The following is a 12,367-nucleotide window of genomic DNA, read 5'->3' as shown; positions in this document are numbered from 1 at the left end:
CCTCATCCAGTGAAACGCCGCAAGGCGTTTCACTGGGCCGCCATGCTCAAAGAATCCTGTCCCTGTATTCCGGCGGCGCCACCCAGCACTCTTCATGCTTTCCGAACCAGCGGTAGCGATTGCGGGCGACAAAGCGATAAACGGGATCGCGCAGAAATGCGGGAATGATGCGCAATAGGGTAACAAGCCGCCAGGGCATGCCCAGCGCCTCATATATGCTCAGCACAGCATCGCTGTCCTGCCGCACCCTGCCGCCATCCACGACCAGCATGCTGACGGGATCTTTCGGGTCCATATCGTAACGGCGGTAAATTTCAGCGCCGATCTCGCTCTGCATGGAGGCCAGGCGGAAATATCCGGCCCTGTCATGCCGCAGCACGAATTGCGCATTCACGGAACACAAGACACATTCCGCATCGAACAGAATGATCGGGCCATGCCCGTCGTCGATCAAGGGAACCGTATCTGCCACCCGTCACACATCCTTTCGTCCATCGCACGCGATCTCCGAACAGAGCCATTGCGTCAATCAACGGAACCGTTCTCCAGATTATCTTTCAATATAATCTTGAAAAACAGTCATTTCCCGGAAAATCCCGCTCATTCGCCGAAACTCACCGGTGCGGAAACCCACTGGCACCATCAGTCAACGATGCTTACGCCTTGGGGATGGGAAACACCATCGAAACCGTCAGCCCCGGGCAGGCAGCATTCGAGGCATCCGTGTCCGATAGCACCAGCGATCCGCCATGCAGTTCCATGACGGCCTCCACCAGCGACAGGCCGAGCCCGGTTCCCGGCTTGGAGCGGCTTTCATCCAGCCTGACGAAACGTTTCAGCACCTCGCCGCGCTTGTCGGCGGGAATGCCGGGACCGTTATCGGCGACAGAGAGCACGATGGCCTCCGGCTCTCTTGCCAGACGGACGACGAGTTTCTTGTCACCTTCGCCCTCGCAGGCATATTTCATGGCGTTGTCGATGAGGTTGGAGAGCGCCTGGCCGATCAGTTCGCGGTTGCCCTTTACCGAAAGGTCAGCCTCTATTTCGGCTTCCAGAGCAAGCCCGGCATCCTCGGCGACAGGCTCGTAAAGTTCGGCGCTGTCGGCGGCAATCGCCGAGACGTCGACATCGGTCATTTCCGCGGCGATCGAACCGGCCTCGACGCGGGAAATCATCAACAGCGCGTTGAAGGTGCGGATAAGCTGGTCTGACTCGGCGATGATGCCTTCAAGGGCCGCGCGCCGTTTCGTCTCGTCATTGTCGTCAAGGGCGGCGGCCGCCTTGTTGCGCAGCCGCGTCAGCGGCGTCTTCAGGTCGTGGGCGATATTGTCGGAGACCTGCCGCAGGCCTTCATTCAGCTTCTCGATGCGGCCGAGCATGGCGTTCAGCGAGCCGGACAGGCGGTCGAATTCATCGCCGGATCGGCCCTGCGGCAGACGCTGGGAAAGATCGCCGGCCATGATCTTCTTGGTCGCTGCCGACATGCGGTCGATGCGTTTCAGCGCATTGCGGCCGATGCCGAACCAGATGAGCAGCGCGCCGCCGCCCATGATGGCGAGCGCCACCATCAGCGCATTGCGCACCAGCGCCCGGAACTTGGTCGGCTCGCCGAGATCGCGGCCGATCAGGATGCGCAGGCCGTTGTCCAGCATGAAGATATTGGCGGTGGCGAGATGCTGCACGCTGTCGCCGCTTTCGGAATAACGCTCGTAACGGAACGGGAAGCCCGTCCAGCCCTCCTTGTCGAAGACACCCGGCTGAACGGAGGCAACGTTGCCGGCAAGGATTTCGCCATTCGGCCCGGCGATGACATAAAGGCTCGCACCCGGCTGGCGGGCGCGGCGCTCCATCATCCTGAGAAGCGGGTTGATGCCGCCGCGATTATAGATCCGCTGCACATCCGAGACTTCCTGCAGCACCGCATCACGCGTCTGCTGGTTCAGCAGCCTTTCGGAAAGGGCGGTGACATAAAAGACGAGGAAGGCGGCGCAGAGCGCGAACAGCAGGATATAGAGCGCCGAAAGGCGCACCGCCGTCGACCGGAACACTATTCTGAGGCGGGCCATCTTCGCCAATCAGCCCTCGTCCTTCATCATGTAACCGGCGCCGCGGATGGTCTTCAGAAGCGGCTTCTCGAAGTCCTTCTCGATCTTCGAGCGCAGGCGGGAAACATGCACGTCGATGACATTGGTCTGCGGATCGAAGTGATAGTCCCAGACATTTTCGAGAAGCATGGTGCGGGTCACCACCTGGCCGGCATTCTTCATCAGATATTCCAGCAGGCGGAATTCGCGCGGCTGCAGCAGGATTTCCTTACCGTTGCGGCGCACATCATGTGACAGCCGGTCGAGTTCGAGATCGCCGACCCGGTAGATCATGTCCTGCTCGGGCTTGCCCTTGCGGCGGCCCAGCACCTCGATGCGGGCGAGCAATTCGGAAAAGGCGTAAGGCTTCGGCAGATAATCATCGCCGCCGGCGCGCAGGCCGGTCACGCGGTCATCCACCTGCCCCAGCGCGGAAAGGATCAGAACCGGCGTCTCGATACCGCGGCGGCGCAGCTCGCTGATGACGGAAAGCCCGTCGCGGCGCGGCAGCATGCGGTCGATCACCATCACGTCATAGGCATTCTCGCAGCCCATGAACAGGCCGCTCTCACCGTCGCTCGCGTGATCGGCGACGATCCCGACTTCGCGGAACGCCTTGGTCATATAGGCCGCAGCCTCTAGGTCGTCTTCAATGACTAGAATCTTCATGTGCGGGACAATAGCGCCCTCGCCCTTTTCCGCACAACCGGAAACAGATGCGGGAGAGACTTCCTGAACCTTGTTTTCCATGGAATTTCCTCCGAAGATCGGGCCTTAAGCACCATCGCGCGTCCAGGCGGAACAATCGCCTATGGATCAGGCGGGTGCCGCTTGTTTCTTCTCCCCGACGGGGAGAACAAAGGGCCGTAGCGCCCTGCCATACTCAACCGCCCCGTCTCAAGAGCGAGATGCGATGCCGGGTCCCAAAAGAAGCCGGCATCGCGTTTCAGCTTATCAACCCTGGTCGATATCCAGAGCGATGAAGCGGCTGCCATCATCCGTCTGGATCTGGAACAGCGCCTTGGAGCGTCCGTCCTTCTTGGCCTGCTCGAGAATCTTCTCGATATCAGCGGCGGAAGCGACCTGCTGGTTGTTGACCGAGGTGATCTTCTCGCCCGTCTTCAGGCCACGGGCAGCGGCATCGCTGTCGGGGTCGACATCGGTGATGGCAAGGCCATTGCCGTCATCGGCGGGAGAAACCGTCAGGCCGAGGCTGGACAGCACCTTCTCGCTGGAAGACTGGTCGCCCTTGTCGTCGTTCTGGGTCGGCGTCGCCTTGGAGGCGTCGTCGCTTGTAAGATCACCCAGCGTCACCGTGACCGACTGCGACTTGCCACCGCGCCACAGCGAGATTTCAACCTTGGCGTTGGGCGCCATGCCACCGATGCGGCGCGACAGGTCGCGGGCATCCTTGACGGGCTCGCCATTGACGGCGGTGATGATGTCACCCTGCTTGATGCCGGCCTTGTCGCCCGGCGAGCCGGACTGCGGCGAAACGACGAGCGCGCCGCTTGCTTCAGCGAGGCCAAGCGATTCGGCGATATCCTTGCTGACCGGCTGGATCTGCACGCCGAGCCAGCCGCGTTCGACCTTGCCGTCCTTCTGCAGATCGGCAATCACGTCCTTGGCGACGGATGCCGGAATGGCGAAGGCGATGCCGACATTGCCGCCCGACGGCGAGAAGATGGCGGTATTGATGCCGACCACTTCGCCATTGAGGTTGAAGGCCGGGCCACCCGAGTTGCCACGGTTCACGGCGGCGTCGATCTGCAGGTAATCATCATAGGGGCCGGAGCCGATATCGCGGCCGCGGGCCGAAATAATGCCTGATGTCACCGTGCCGCCGAGGCCGAAGGGGTTACCGACGGCGACGACCCAGTCACCGACGCGGATCTTGCTGTCATCGGCAAACTTCACATAGGTGAACTTGCGGTTCACATCGACCTTCAGGAGCGCAAGATCGGTGCGCGGATCACGGCCGACGAGCTTGGCTTCGAGTTCGGTACCGTCATTCATCACGATCGTATAGGCGGAGCCGTCATCGACGACATGGTTGTTGGTGACGATGTAACCATCTTCGGAGATGAAGAAGCCGGAGCCCTGAGCGACGGGACGAAGCGGACCCTTGCCGTCACGGTGGCGATTCGGACCACGCTCGGAGCGATCCTGGTTCGGACCACCGAATTCCTTGAAGAAGCGCTTCAGCGGATGGTCATCAGGCAGCTGGTCGAGGCCACGGCCGCCAAAATTGAAGGAGAAATTGCTGGAGTCATCGGAAGCGGGCTGCACGTTCGACTGTACGCGAACGGAGACGACGGCGGGCGATACCGCATCGACCACGTTGGCGAAGCTTGGAACCTGCGGCGCATTCACCTCGACGGGGGCCGCAAACGAGTGGAGGATCGGGGCGGCGATGCCGGTGGAAAGCATCAGCGCCGCAAGGCCGCCAACGGTCGTGGCCTTCAGAGCCGTCTTTAGCGAGGCCGTCTTCAGCAAGGAATGGCCGTTTTGCGAATGAGACATGGTGTACCTTCTTTCTTCATTCAGACTGGGCCCCGTTTGACCGGGGGAGAAGCGGTGGATGATGAAGATATAGGAGGCGACACCTTACGGCGAAGTGTCTGACGAATGAAAAATCCGTAATGTTGAAAAAGAACCGGGGACTGAAATGGAAACCGGTTATTTTTCAATGAGATTGCGGATTCGCTCTTCTTCGTCCGCGCTCAGCTTCTGTGGCTGTTCCTGGCTTGCGCGGCGGCGGGAAAACACGAAGACGGCGAAAATCCCGGCAAGGGTGAGACCAATGGGCGCGCCCCACAGAAGCACGGTGCGAAGGCTGAGGCGCGGTTTCAGGAGCACGAACTCGCCGTAGCGCGACACGACGTAGTCAATGACAGCCTTGTCGCTGTCGCCTTGAACCAGCCGCTCGCGCACCAAGACCCGCAGATCGCGCGCCAGTTCGGCATTGCTGTCGTCGATCGACTGGTTCTGGCAGACCATGCAGCGGAGCTGAGACGTCAGGTTCCGGGCGCGCTGTTCCAGCACCGGGTCTTTGAGGACTTCGTCGGGGTTGAACGCGAAGGCTGGAGAGGCCGCAGCGAAGATGAGAGTGAGAAGAAGCCCGAGCGCTGCCACAAACTCCCTCATTCCGCCGCCTCCGGCATTGCAGCCCGCACCGGCTTCGCCTTGCGATTCGGCGCACCGACCCGCAGACGCCGGTCCGAGAGCGAGATGAAACCGCCCGCCATCATGAACAGCGTGCCGCCCCAGATGCACAGGATGAAGGGTTTCCACCAGATGCGCACCACCATGCCGCCATCGGTCATGGGATCGCCGAGCGAGACATAAAGCTGGCTGAGGCCGAAGGTCAGGATACCCGCTTCCGTCGTCGGCATGCGCCGCGCGGTATAGAGCCGCTTGGAGGACCACACATCGGCCACTTCGACACCCGCCTTGCGGATGGTGAAATGGCCGCGATCCTCGGTGAAGTTTGGACCGACGGCGTGGCGGATGCCGTCGAAGGTGAGGCTGTAGCCGCCCGCTTCCGCCACCATGCCCTCCTTCATCTCCAGCACCGTTTCCGTCTCGAAAGTGGTGACAATGACGATGCCGAGCACGGTGATGCCGAGCCCCATATGCGCCAGCGCCGTGCCGAAGGCCGAACGCGGCAGGCCTTTGAGGCGGCGAAATGCGATGCCGAAGGCCAGCTTGCCGAAATTGGCGCGATACCAGAGATCGGCAAGCGCCCCGAAGATCAGCCAGAAGCCCGCAGCGATGCCGAGGGCGGCCAGCACCGGACCGCCATTTTCGATGTACCAGAGCGTCAGACCCGCGAGAGCCGCAAGCGCCGCGGCCACATAAAGCCGCTGGAATGCGCCGAGCAGATCGCCGCGCTTCCAGGCGAGCATCGGGCCAAAGGGCGTGACGATCAGGATCGGGATCATCAGGAGGCCGAAGGTGAGGTTGAAGAAAGGCGCGCCGACCGAGATTTTTTCGCCCGTCAGGGTTTCGAGAATGAGCGGGTAAAGCGTGCCGATCAGCACGGTTGCCGTGGACACCGTGAGGATGAGGTTGTTGAGAACCAGCGATCCCTCACGCGAAATCGGCGCAAACAGCCCCCCGGCCTTCAGCGAGGGAGCGCGCCATGCAAAGAGCGCGAAGGCGCCGCCGATGAAGACCGTCAGAATGCCAAGAATGAAGATGCCGCGGCTCGGATCGGTGGCAAAGGCATGCACGGAGGTCAAAACGCCGGAGCGGACAAGGAAGGTGCCGAGCAGCGACAGCGAAAAGGTCATGATCGCCAGAAGCACGGTCCAGATTTTCAGCGCCTCGCGCTTTTCCATGACAAGCGCCGAATGAAGCAGCGCGGTTCCGGCAAGCCAGGGCATGAAGGAGGCGTTTTCCACCGGATCCCAGAACCACCAGCCGCCCCAGCCGAGTTCATAATAGGCCCAGTAGGAACCCATGGAAATGCCGGCGGTCAGGAAGGTCCATGCGGCGAGTGTCCACGGCCTCACCCATCGCGCCCAGGCGGCATCGATGCGCCCTTCCAGCAGCGCTGCGACGGCGAAGGAAAAGCAGACGGAAAAGCCGACATAACCGAGATAAAGCAGCGGCGGATGGATGGCGAGGCCGAAATCCTGAAGGATCGGATTGAGGTCCTGCCCCTCGGCCGGCACCGGCTCCAGCCGCAGGAAGGGATTGGAGGTGAGCAGGATGAACAGCAGGAAGGCGACCGAAATCCATGCCTGCACCGCAAGAACATTGGCTTTCAGCGTTTCCGGCAGGTTGCGGCCGAAGGCGGCGACGAGCGCGCTGAAAAACACCAGAATGAGCAGCCACAGCAGCATGGAGCCTTCATGGTTGCCCCACACGCCGGTCAGCTTGTAGATCATCGGCATCAGCGAATGGGAGTTTTCCCAGACGTTGCGCACGGAAAAATCCGAGACGGCATAGGCCCGCGTCAGCGCCGCAAAGGAAAAACCAACGAGCAGGAACATCATGACCGAGCCGAGCGAGGCGACATCCATCAGCGCCCGGTCGTTGCGGCGCGCGCCGATAACCGGCAGCGTCGAGACGATCAGCCCCACCCCAAGCGCCAGCACCAGAACGTAATGGCCGATCTCGTTGATCATTTGGTTGCTCCGGTCTTGTCGGGCGAAGTCGCACTGGCCGACGGCGTCGCGGCGGCGGGTTCCTCACCCTCTCCGCCATGTTGCCACAGGCCCTTGTCCTTCAGCCGGTCTGCCACTTCCTTCGGCATGTAGTTCTCATCGTGCTTGGCCAGCACGCTGTCGGCCACGAAGCCGTGGGTCGCGGCGTCGAACATGCCTTCGGTCACCACGCCCTGCCCTTCGCGAAAGAGATCGGGCAGGATGCCGGTATAGCTGACCGGCACATTGGCCTCGCCATCTGTCACCGTAAAGCTCACCGTGCGGCCCTCGCCGCGCTTGATCGAGCCTTCCGCCACCAGCCCGCCAAGGCGGATGCGGGTGCCGGGGTTGACGGGCGTCTTCTCCAGATCGGCGGGCATGTAGAAATAGGCAATCGACTGGCCAAAGGCGAACATGACGAGCAGTACGGCTGCAACGATGAAGCTCATGCCGCCGCCGATGATCGCGAGACGTTTCTGTTTGCGGGTCATTGCGTCACTCCCTGCGGCGCAGCATCCTGTTGCCCGTTCGTACGGATCGGCCCGGCGGAAACGCCCAGCTCCTTCGCCAGCGCCAGAAGCTGCCTGCCCTGTTCACCCTCCGGCGGGAAAGCCTTCAGCCCCGCCCGCAGGGCCTCTCCAGCCTTGGCTTCGTTCTTCAGCACCGAATAGGCGCGTACAAGCCGCATCCAGCCTTCAAAATCGGCGGGGTTTTCCTTGAGCTTGGCATCGAGGCTCGACACCATGCCTTCGATCATCGCCTGCCGGTCGGAAGCCGTCATGTCGTTGGCCGCCGCCATATCCTCAGCGTTCGGGCCGGGTGCGGCGGGGGGCGCCGCGCCGCCGGGGCGGGCGATATGCTCTTGAACCAGCGGCAGCCACGGCGCGCCGGCCGGCGCATCGGCCGCCAGCGCTGCAAAGGCCGCGCGTGCTTCCTCCGCCTTGCCCGCCTGCTCCAGCGAAAGCGCCAGATAGAAGCGGGCGCGCGGATTGCCGGGTTTCAACTGTTCGGCCTGCGCAAACGCATCGCGCGCGGCCTCTATGACGATGCCGTCATTGCCGGCAACCCGCGTTTCGCCAAGGCCCGTCAATCGTTCGGCGCTCGGGCCCAGAATACGAAGCGCATTGCGATAGGCAAGCTCGGCATCGCCAAGCCGCAATGTCTTGAAATAGATCGGCGCGAGAATGTCCCAGCCCGCGCCGTCATCCGGGTTCTGCGCCAGATGCCTTTCGGCCCGTGCGACCAGCAGGTTCATGTCGTTACCGGGCTTTTCAAGACGTGCCTCGAGCGGCATGTCCGGCACCTCCGGACTGCCGTTCCAGATGTAAAGACAGAGGCCGAGTGCGGGCAAGAGAATGGTGATGAGGCTGGCGGCGAGATTGTGCCGCAGCGGACGCGCCTCTCTGCCGGGCTGCTCTTCCGTCTCGGCGGCAGCGAGAAGCCGGCGGCCGATTTCGGCGCGGGCATAATCCGCTTCGGTTTGCCCGATCAGGCCGGCGGCGCGTTCGCGGTCGAGTTCGGCCAGCTGGTCGCGATAAACGGCAACCTCACCGTCGCGGCGCGTCTCGGGCGCCTCGGTCTTCCGCATCAGCGGGTACATCAGGACGATGGCAACAGCCGCCGTCAATATCGCAACGACAATCCAGAACATAAGGCTCAATTACTCGAATGCGCGGCACATGGAAACATGAAGCGCGGGGATGACGCGAATTTGAGACATCACGCCGCACCGCAGGCCATCTCCCGGCTGCACCGCTATGCCTCTTCTTGTCATCGCAAAAGGCCCGTGACCTTGATTTACGTCAAACTGGTTACGTCAGCGGCGACCAGCTTCCATCGGCATTGCGGCAGGCTGCACCGCGCGCCCTGGTTTCCCGTCCGTCGACCGTCAAGGTATGCGAATATTGCCGGCAATTCTGATTGCCGACCTGATAGGGCGCATTGGCGACCACCTGGCCCTTGGCGTCATCGCCCGTCCAGGTGACAGGCGTGCCGACCGGAGCCGTTTCCAGCGCCTTATATTCGGCTTCCAGCGCCTTGGTCTGGTCACCCCTGTCAAGCTCAACGCCGCTTCGCCCGACAATACCGCCTTCCAGATTGGCAAGAAAGGGCGTCGAGGGCTGCGCAGAGCGGCCAAACAGGCCGCCGCCCGCCGGGCGGGTGCCCGTGGTGGTGCAGGCGCTCAGCATCGATACGCACAGGATCGAGAGAAGTGCCGGGCGTGACACCAGCGAACGCATTGTCACGGAGCGGCAGCCATCATACACGTCAACCAAACCCTGTCCTCTTTCCTACCGCATTGCACCTAATATACCGGCATTGAATTTCTTGCCTTTTTTCTTGCCTCACGCAAGCTCTTTCGAAAGGCCCGGCAAAATCAGATCGGCTTTAAGGCCGCCGATGGCGCTGCGCGACAGCGAAAAGCGGCCATGGTACTCTGACACCACCTCGGAAACGATCGACAATCCGAGACCCGTGCCCGGCCGGCTCTCGTCCAGCCGCCTGCCGCGCTTCATCGCTTCGCTGATCTGTCCCGGCTCCAGCCCCGGCCCGTCATCCTCGACAGTCAGCTCCACCCAGGAGCGACGGGCGATTTCGGCGTCGGACGATGGGTGCGTGCCGGTCGCAAGCGTGATGACCACGCGCGTCTGCGCAAAACGCGCGGCATTTTCCAGAAGATTGCCGACGACCTCCTCCAGATCCTGCTGCTCCATGCCAAGCACGGCGCCGGCCTGCTCGAAATTCAGGACAAACTGCTTGTCGGGGTTCAGGCGACGCATGACGCGCACCAGCCGTTCCAGTGCCGGTTCCGCTTCCACGCGGGCGAGGATAGAACCGCGCTGGGCGGCGATGCGGGCGCGGGAGAGATAGGATTGCACCTGCGCCTGCATGGCATCGGCCTGCGCCCGCACCAGATCGCCATGCTGCGGGTCCAGCGTGCGCGCCTCGTTGAGAAGAACGGCGATCGGCGTCTTCAGCGAATGCGCGAGGTTGCCCACCTGCATGCGGGCGCGCTCCACGAGGCGGCGATTGCTGTCGATGAGCGCGTTGACCTCATTGGCCAACGGCTGGATTTCGCGCGGGAATTCACCTTCTAGGCTTTCCGCCTCCCCGCCCCTGATCTTGCCAAGCGCGACGCGAGCCTGATCGAGCGGCCGCAGACTGTAGAGAATGGCGAGGCCATTGACGACCAGACTGCCCACACCGAAAACGGCGAGCGCCAGATAGAGGCTGTTGGAGAAATCCCGTACATCGTCTTCCACGACATTCAGATTGCCGGAAACGCGGAAACGCGCGGCACGCCCCTCGCCATCCAGCACGACTTCGGTTTCCGCCACACGCACCTGATTGCCGGCCTCGTCGGTCACGGCATAAAAGCGCTCATAGCGGTTGTCGAAGGGCGCATCGAGAATGCTCGGCACCGGCAAGGTGGAGACGCCCAGCGACGAGGAAACCAGCGGCGCGGTCTGGAAATTGCCAAGCGGCTCGACAACCCAGTACCAGCCGGTATCGGGCTGCGAAAAACGCAGGTCGCCGAGCTGCGGGCTGCCGGCCAGCGTATTCTCGTTGGAAATCGTCACGGAATTGATGACGTTATAGAGCTGCGCCCTGAGAAGATCGGTGAAGCTGCGCTCCACCCCCTGCCGGTAAAGCGTCGAGATGACGACGGCGATCACCACCAGCGCCAGCGCCGACCATAGCGAGGCGAGCAGCAGAACGCGGGCGGTGAGAGAATTACTTCGCATCTGCCGGCGCTTGCATCCGGTAACCGAGACCACGGATCGTCTCGATCAGATCAACCCCGAGCTTCTTGCGCAAACGTCCGACAAACACCTCGATCGTATTGGAATCGCGGTCGAAATCCTGATCGTACATATGTTCGACCAGCTCCGTGCGCGACACGACCTCGCCCATGTGATGCATGAGATAGGACAACAGCCGGAACTCATGCGAGGTGAGCTTCAGCGTCGTACCGTTGACGGTCGCCTTGGAGGATTTGGTGTCGAGCCGGACCGGGCCGCAGACGAGTTCGGAGGAGGCATGGCCGGCGGCGCGGCGGATGAGCGCGCGCACACGGGCGAGAACCTCTTCGACATGGAAAGGCTTGGTGACGTAGTCATCGGCGCCGGCGTCAATGCCGGCGACCTTGTCGCTCCAGCGGTCGCGGGCGGTGAGGATGAGAACAGGCATGGCCTTGCCGGCCGCACGCCATTTTTCGACGACGGTAATGCCATCCAGCTGCGGCAGGCCGATATCGAGAACGATCGCGTCATAGGGCTCGGTATCGCCGAGATAATGCCCTTCCTCGCCGTCAAATGCCTGATCGACAACATAACCGGCTTCTTTCAGCGCGTCGGTCAGCTGCCGATTGAGATTGGCATCGTCCTCAACAACGAGAATACGCATTATCAGCCCTTTCCTTCCGTCCCGGCCCGCGCGCGGGGTCGGTCATGCTAAATGTTTCGGATTGTTTTCCGATATTTCGGCGATGCGGGCAAGCTACATCGGCACGCGCATCGTCACCTTGCGCGGGCGCTCGCCATTACCCTGGACGAGAACGGTGACGACACAGGACTGACCATCGCCGGAAGGATAGACCGAAAGCAGCTGACCACCGGTTTCGCGCACGACGCGGGCAACGGCTGCGCCGCAGTCGCTCGCCGCCAGTATGTAATGGCCCTGCAGATCAGCCTCGGGCGCCGTGAAACCGGAAAGCCCGGCTGCAAGCGTCGCGATGATGAGAGGTGATGCCATTGCACAAACTTCCAAAAAACCGGGTGCGTCTCGAACCGTATTGTGACCGAATATGTAGCGCAAAGCGTCTGAATGGCAAATGAATGCCGCCCCCGCCGCAAGGGCGTAACGCGGGAGCGGCGTCTTCGCATGTGCTGTCAGCGAATGGCGCTGGTCGCCGAAAGGCGGCCGTAAAGTGCGATCAGGCCGCCAATTCCGCCCGCAACCGTCACCAGCTCGTCCGCAAGTTCGCCTTGCAGACCGGCGGGCAGCTCAAGGCCGGCAATGCTGAAAAGCGGTGCGAAAACCGCGACCAGAGCACCCCAGATCGTGCGCGATTGATACCACGCTTTGGTACTGTCCATAATCTCATCCTTTGCGTTGTTTTTCAGACAC

The 12,367-nt window shown here is 62.1% G+C and carries 13 protein-coding genes; all 13 read right to left on the bottom strand.

The features are described 5' to 3' along the window. Positions 1-46: 46 nt before the first annotated feature. Entirely contained in the window at positions 47-472 is a 426-nt protein-coding gene (locus ASB65_RS10925; protein ID WP_060723977.1) for a thiol-disulfide oxidoreductase DCC family protein, read from the bottom strand. 184 nt (positions 473-656) lie between these two features. Next, on the bottom strand, positions 657-2,066 hold the full coding sequence (locus tag ASB65_RS10920; protein WP_031233663.1) for a sensor histidine kinase: 1,410 nt from the start codon (positions 2,064-2,066) through the stop codon (positions 657-659). Between the two features lie 9 nt (positions 2,067-2,075). Further along, positions 2,076-2,834, bottom strand: coding sequence for a response regulator transcription factor (locus ASB65_RS10915; RefSeq protein WP_020009721.1), 759 nt, complete (start codon positions 2,832-2,834; stop codon positions 2,076-2,078). 204 nt (positions 2,835-3,038) lie between these two features. Next, positions 3,039-4,607 (bottom strand): Do family serine endopeptidase, encoded by a 1,569-nt coding sequence (locus ASB65_RS10910; protein WP_060723976.1) that lies wholly within the window; start codon positions 4,605-4,607, stop codon positions 3,039-3,041. A gap of 156 nt (positions 4,608-4,763) precedes the next feature. Further along, positions 4,764-5,231, bottom strand: coding sequence for a cytochrome c-type biogenesis protein CcmH (locus tag ASB65_RS10905; protein ID WP_020009719.1), 468 nt, complete (start codon positions 5,229-5,231; stop codon positions 4,764-4,766). Continuing rightward, on the bottom strand, positions 5,228-7,219 hold the full coding sequence (locus ASB65_RS10900) for a heme lyase CcmF/NrfE family subunit (protein WP_003509804.1): 1,992 nt from the start codon (positions 7,217-7,219) through the stop codon (positions 5,228-5,230). Before ASB65_RS10900 ends, ASB65_RS10905 begins: the two co-directional genes overlap by 4 nt. Continuing rightward, a complete protein-coding gene (ccmE, locus tag ASB65_RS10895; protein WP_020809581.1) occupies positions 7,216-7,728 on the bottom strand; it encodes a cytochrome c maturation protein CcmE in 513 nt (170 codons plus the stop codon). The genes ASB65_RS10900 and ccmE overlap by 4 nt, the downstream gene beginning before the upstream one ends. After that, the gene (gene ccmI, locus ASB65_RS10890; RefSeq protein WP_060723975.1) at positions 7,725-8,888 is read right to left on the bottom strand and encodes a c-type cytochrome biogenesis protein CcmI; all 1,164 of its coding nucleotides are present in this window, start codon (positions 8,886-8,888) and stop codon (positions 7,725-7,727) included. Before ccmI ends, ccmE begins: the two co-directional genes overlap by 4 nt. Positions 8,889-9,048: 160 nt before the next feature. Then, positions 9,049-9,477 (bottom strand): membrane protein, encoded by a 429-nt coding sequence (locus ASB65_RS10885; protein WP_031233662.1) that lies wholly within the window; start codon positions 9,475-9,477, stop codon positions 9,049-9,051. Positions 9,478-9,582: 105 nt separating this feature from the next. Continuing rightward, positions 9,583-10,983, bottom strand: coding sequence for a sensor histidine kinase (locus ASB65_RS10880; RefSeq protein WP_003509813.1), 1,401 nt, complete (start codon positions 10,981-10,983; stop codon positions 9,583-9,585). Continuing rightward, entirely contained in the window at positions 10,973-11,644 is a 672-nt protein-coding gene (locus tag ASB65_RS10875; RefSeq protein ID WP_003509815.1) for a response regulator transcription factor, read from the bottom strand. Before ASB65_RS10875 ends, ASB65_RS10880 begins: the two co-directional genes overlap by 11 nt. Positions 11,645-11,737: 93 nt before the next feature. Then, positions 11,738-11,992 carry a hypothetical protein gene (locus tag ASB65_RS10870; RefSeq protein WP_003497070.1) on the bottom strand — a complete coding sequence of 85 codons (255 nt, stop codon included), beginning with the start codon at positions 11,990-11,992 and terminating at the stop codon, positions 11,738-11,740. Between the two features lie 137 nt (positions 11,993-12,129). Beyond that, positions 12,130-12,336 carry a hypothetical protein gene (locus ASB65_RS10865; RefSeq protein ID WP_060724183.1) on the bottom strand — a complete coding sequence of 69 codons (207 nt, stop codon included), beginning with the start codon at positions 12,334-12,336 and terminating at the stop codon, positions 12,130-12,132. Between the last annotated feature and the right edge of the window lie 31 nt (positions 12,337-12,367).

Source organism: Agrobacterium tumefaciens str. B6 (assembly GCF_001541315.1).
Taxonomy (GTDB): Bacteria; Pseudomonadota; Alphaproteobacteria; order Rhizobiales; family Rhizobiaceae; genus Agrobacterium; species Agrobacterium radiobacter.
Note: the sequence above shows the minus strand (reverse complement) of the source record. Positions and strands in the feature narration are given on the sequence as shown.

Excerpts from the sequence above, each read along its gene's own strand:
- ASB65_RS10900 (WP_003509804.1), bottom strand. The coding sequence starts at position 7,219 with ATGATCAACGAGATCGGCCATTACGTTCTGGTGCTGGCGCTTGGGGTG.
- ASB65_RS10915 (WP_020009721.1), bottom strand. The coding sequence starts at position 2,834 with ATGGAAAACAAGGTTCAGGAAGTCTCTCCCGCATCTGTTTCCGGTTGT.
- ASB65_RS10875 (WP_003509815.1), bottom strand. The coding sequence starts at position 11,644 with ATGCGTATTCTCGTTGTTGAGGACGATGCCAATCTCAATCGGCAGCTG.
- ASB65_RS10880 (WP_003509813.1), bottom strand. The coding sequence starts at position 10,983 with ATGCGAAGTAATTCTCTCACCGCCCGCGTTCTGCTGCTCGCCTCGCTA.
- ASB65_RS10920 (WP_031233663.1), bottom strand. The coding sequence starts at position 2,066 with ATGGCCCGCCTCAGAATAGTGTTCCGGTCGACGGCGGTGCGCCTTTCG.
- ASB65_RS10910 (WP_060723976.1), bottom strand. The coding sequence starts at position 4,607 with ATGTCTCATTCGCAAAACGGCCATTCCTTGCTGAAGACGGCCTCGCTA.
- ccmI (WP_060723975.1), bottom strand. The coding sequence starts at position 8,888 with ATGTTCTGGATTGTCGTTGCGATATTGACGGCGGCTGTTGCCATCGTC.
- ASB65_RS10905 (WP_020009719.1), bottom strand. The coding sequence starts at position 5,231 with ATGAGGGAGTTTGTGGCAGCGCTCGGGCTTCTTCTCACTCTCATCTTC.
- ASB65_RS10870 (WP_003497070.1), bottom strand. The coding sequence starts at position 11,992 with ATGGCATCACCTCTCATCATCGCGACGCTTGCAGCCGGGCTTTCCGGT.
- ASB65_RS10885 (WP_031233662.1), bottom strand. The coding sequence starts at position 9,477 with ATGCGTTCGCTGGTGTCACGCCCGGCACTTCTCTCGATCCTGTGCGTA.
- ccmE (WP_020809581.1), bottom strand. The coding sequence starts at position 7,728 with ATGACCCGCAAACAGAAACGTCTCGCGATCATCGGCGGCGGCATGAGC.
- ASB65_RS10865 (WP_060724183.1), bottom strand. The coding sequence starts at position 12,336 with ATGGACAGTACCAAAGCGTGGTATCAATCGCGCACGATCTGGGGTGCT.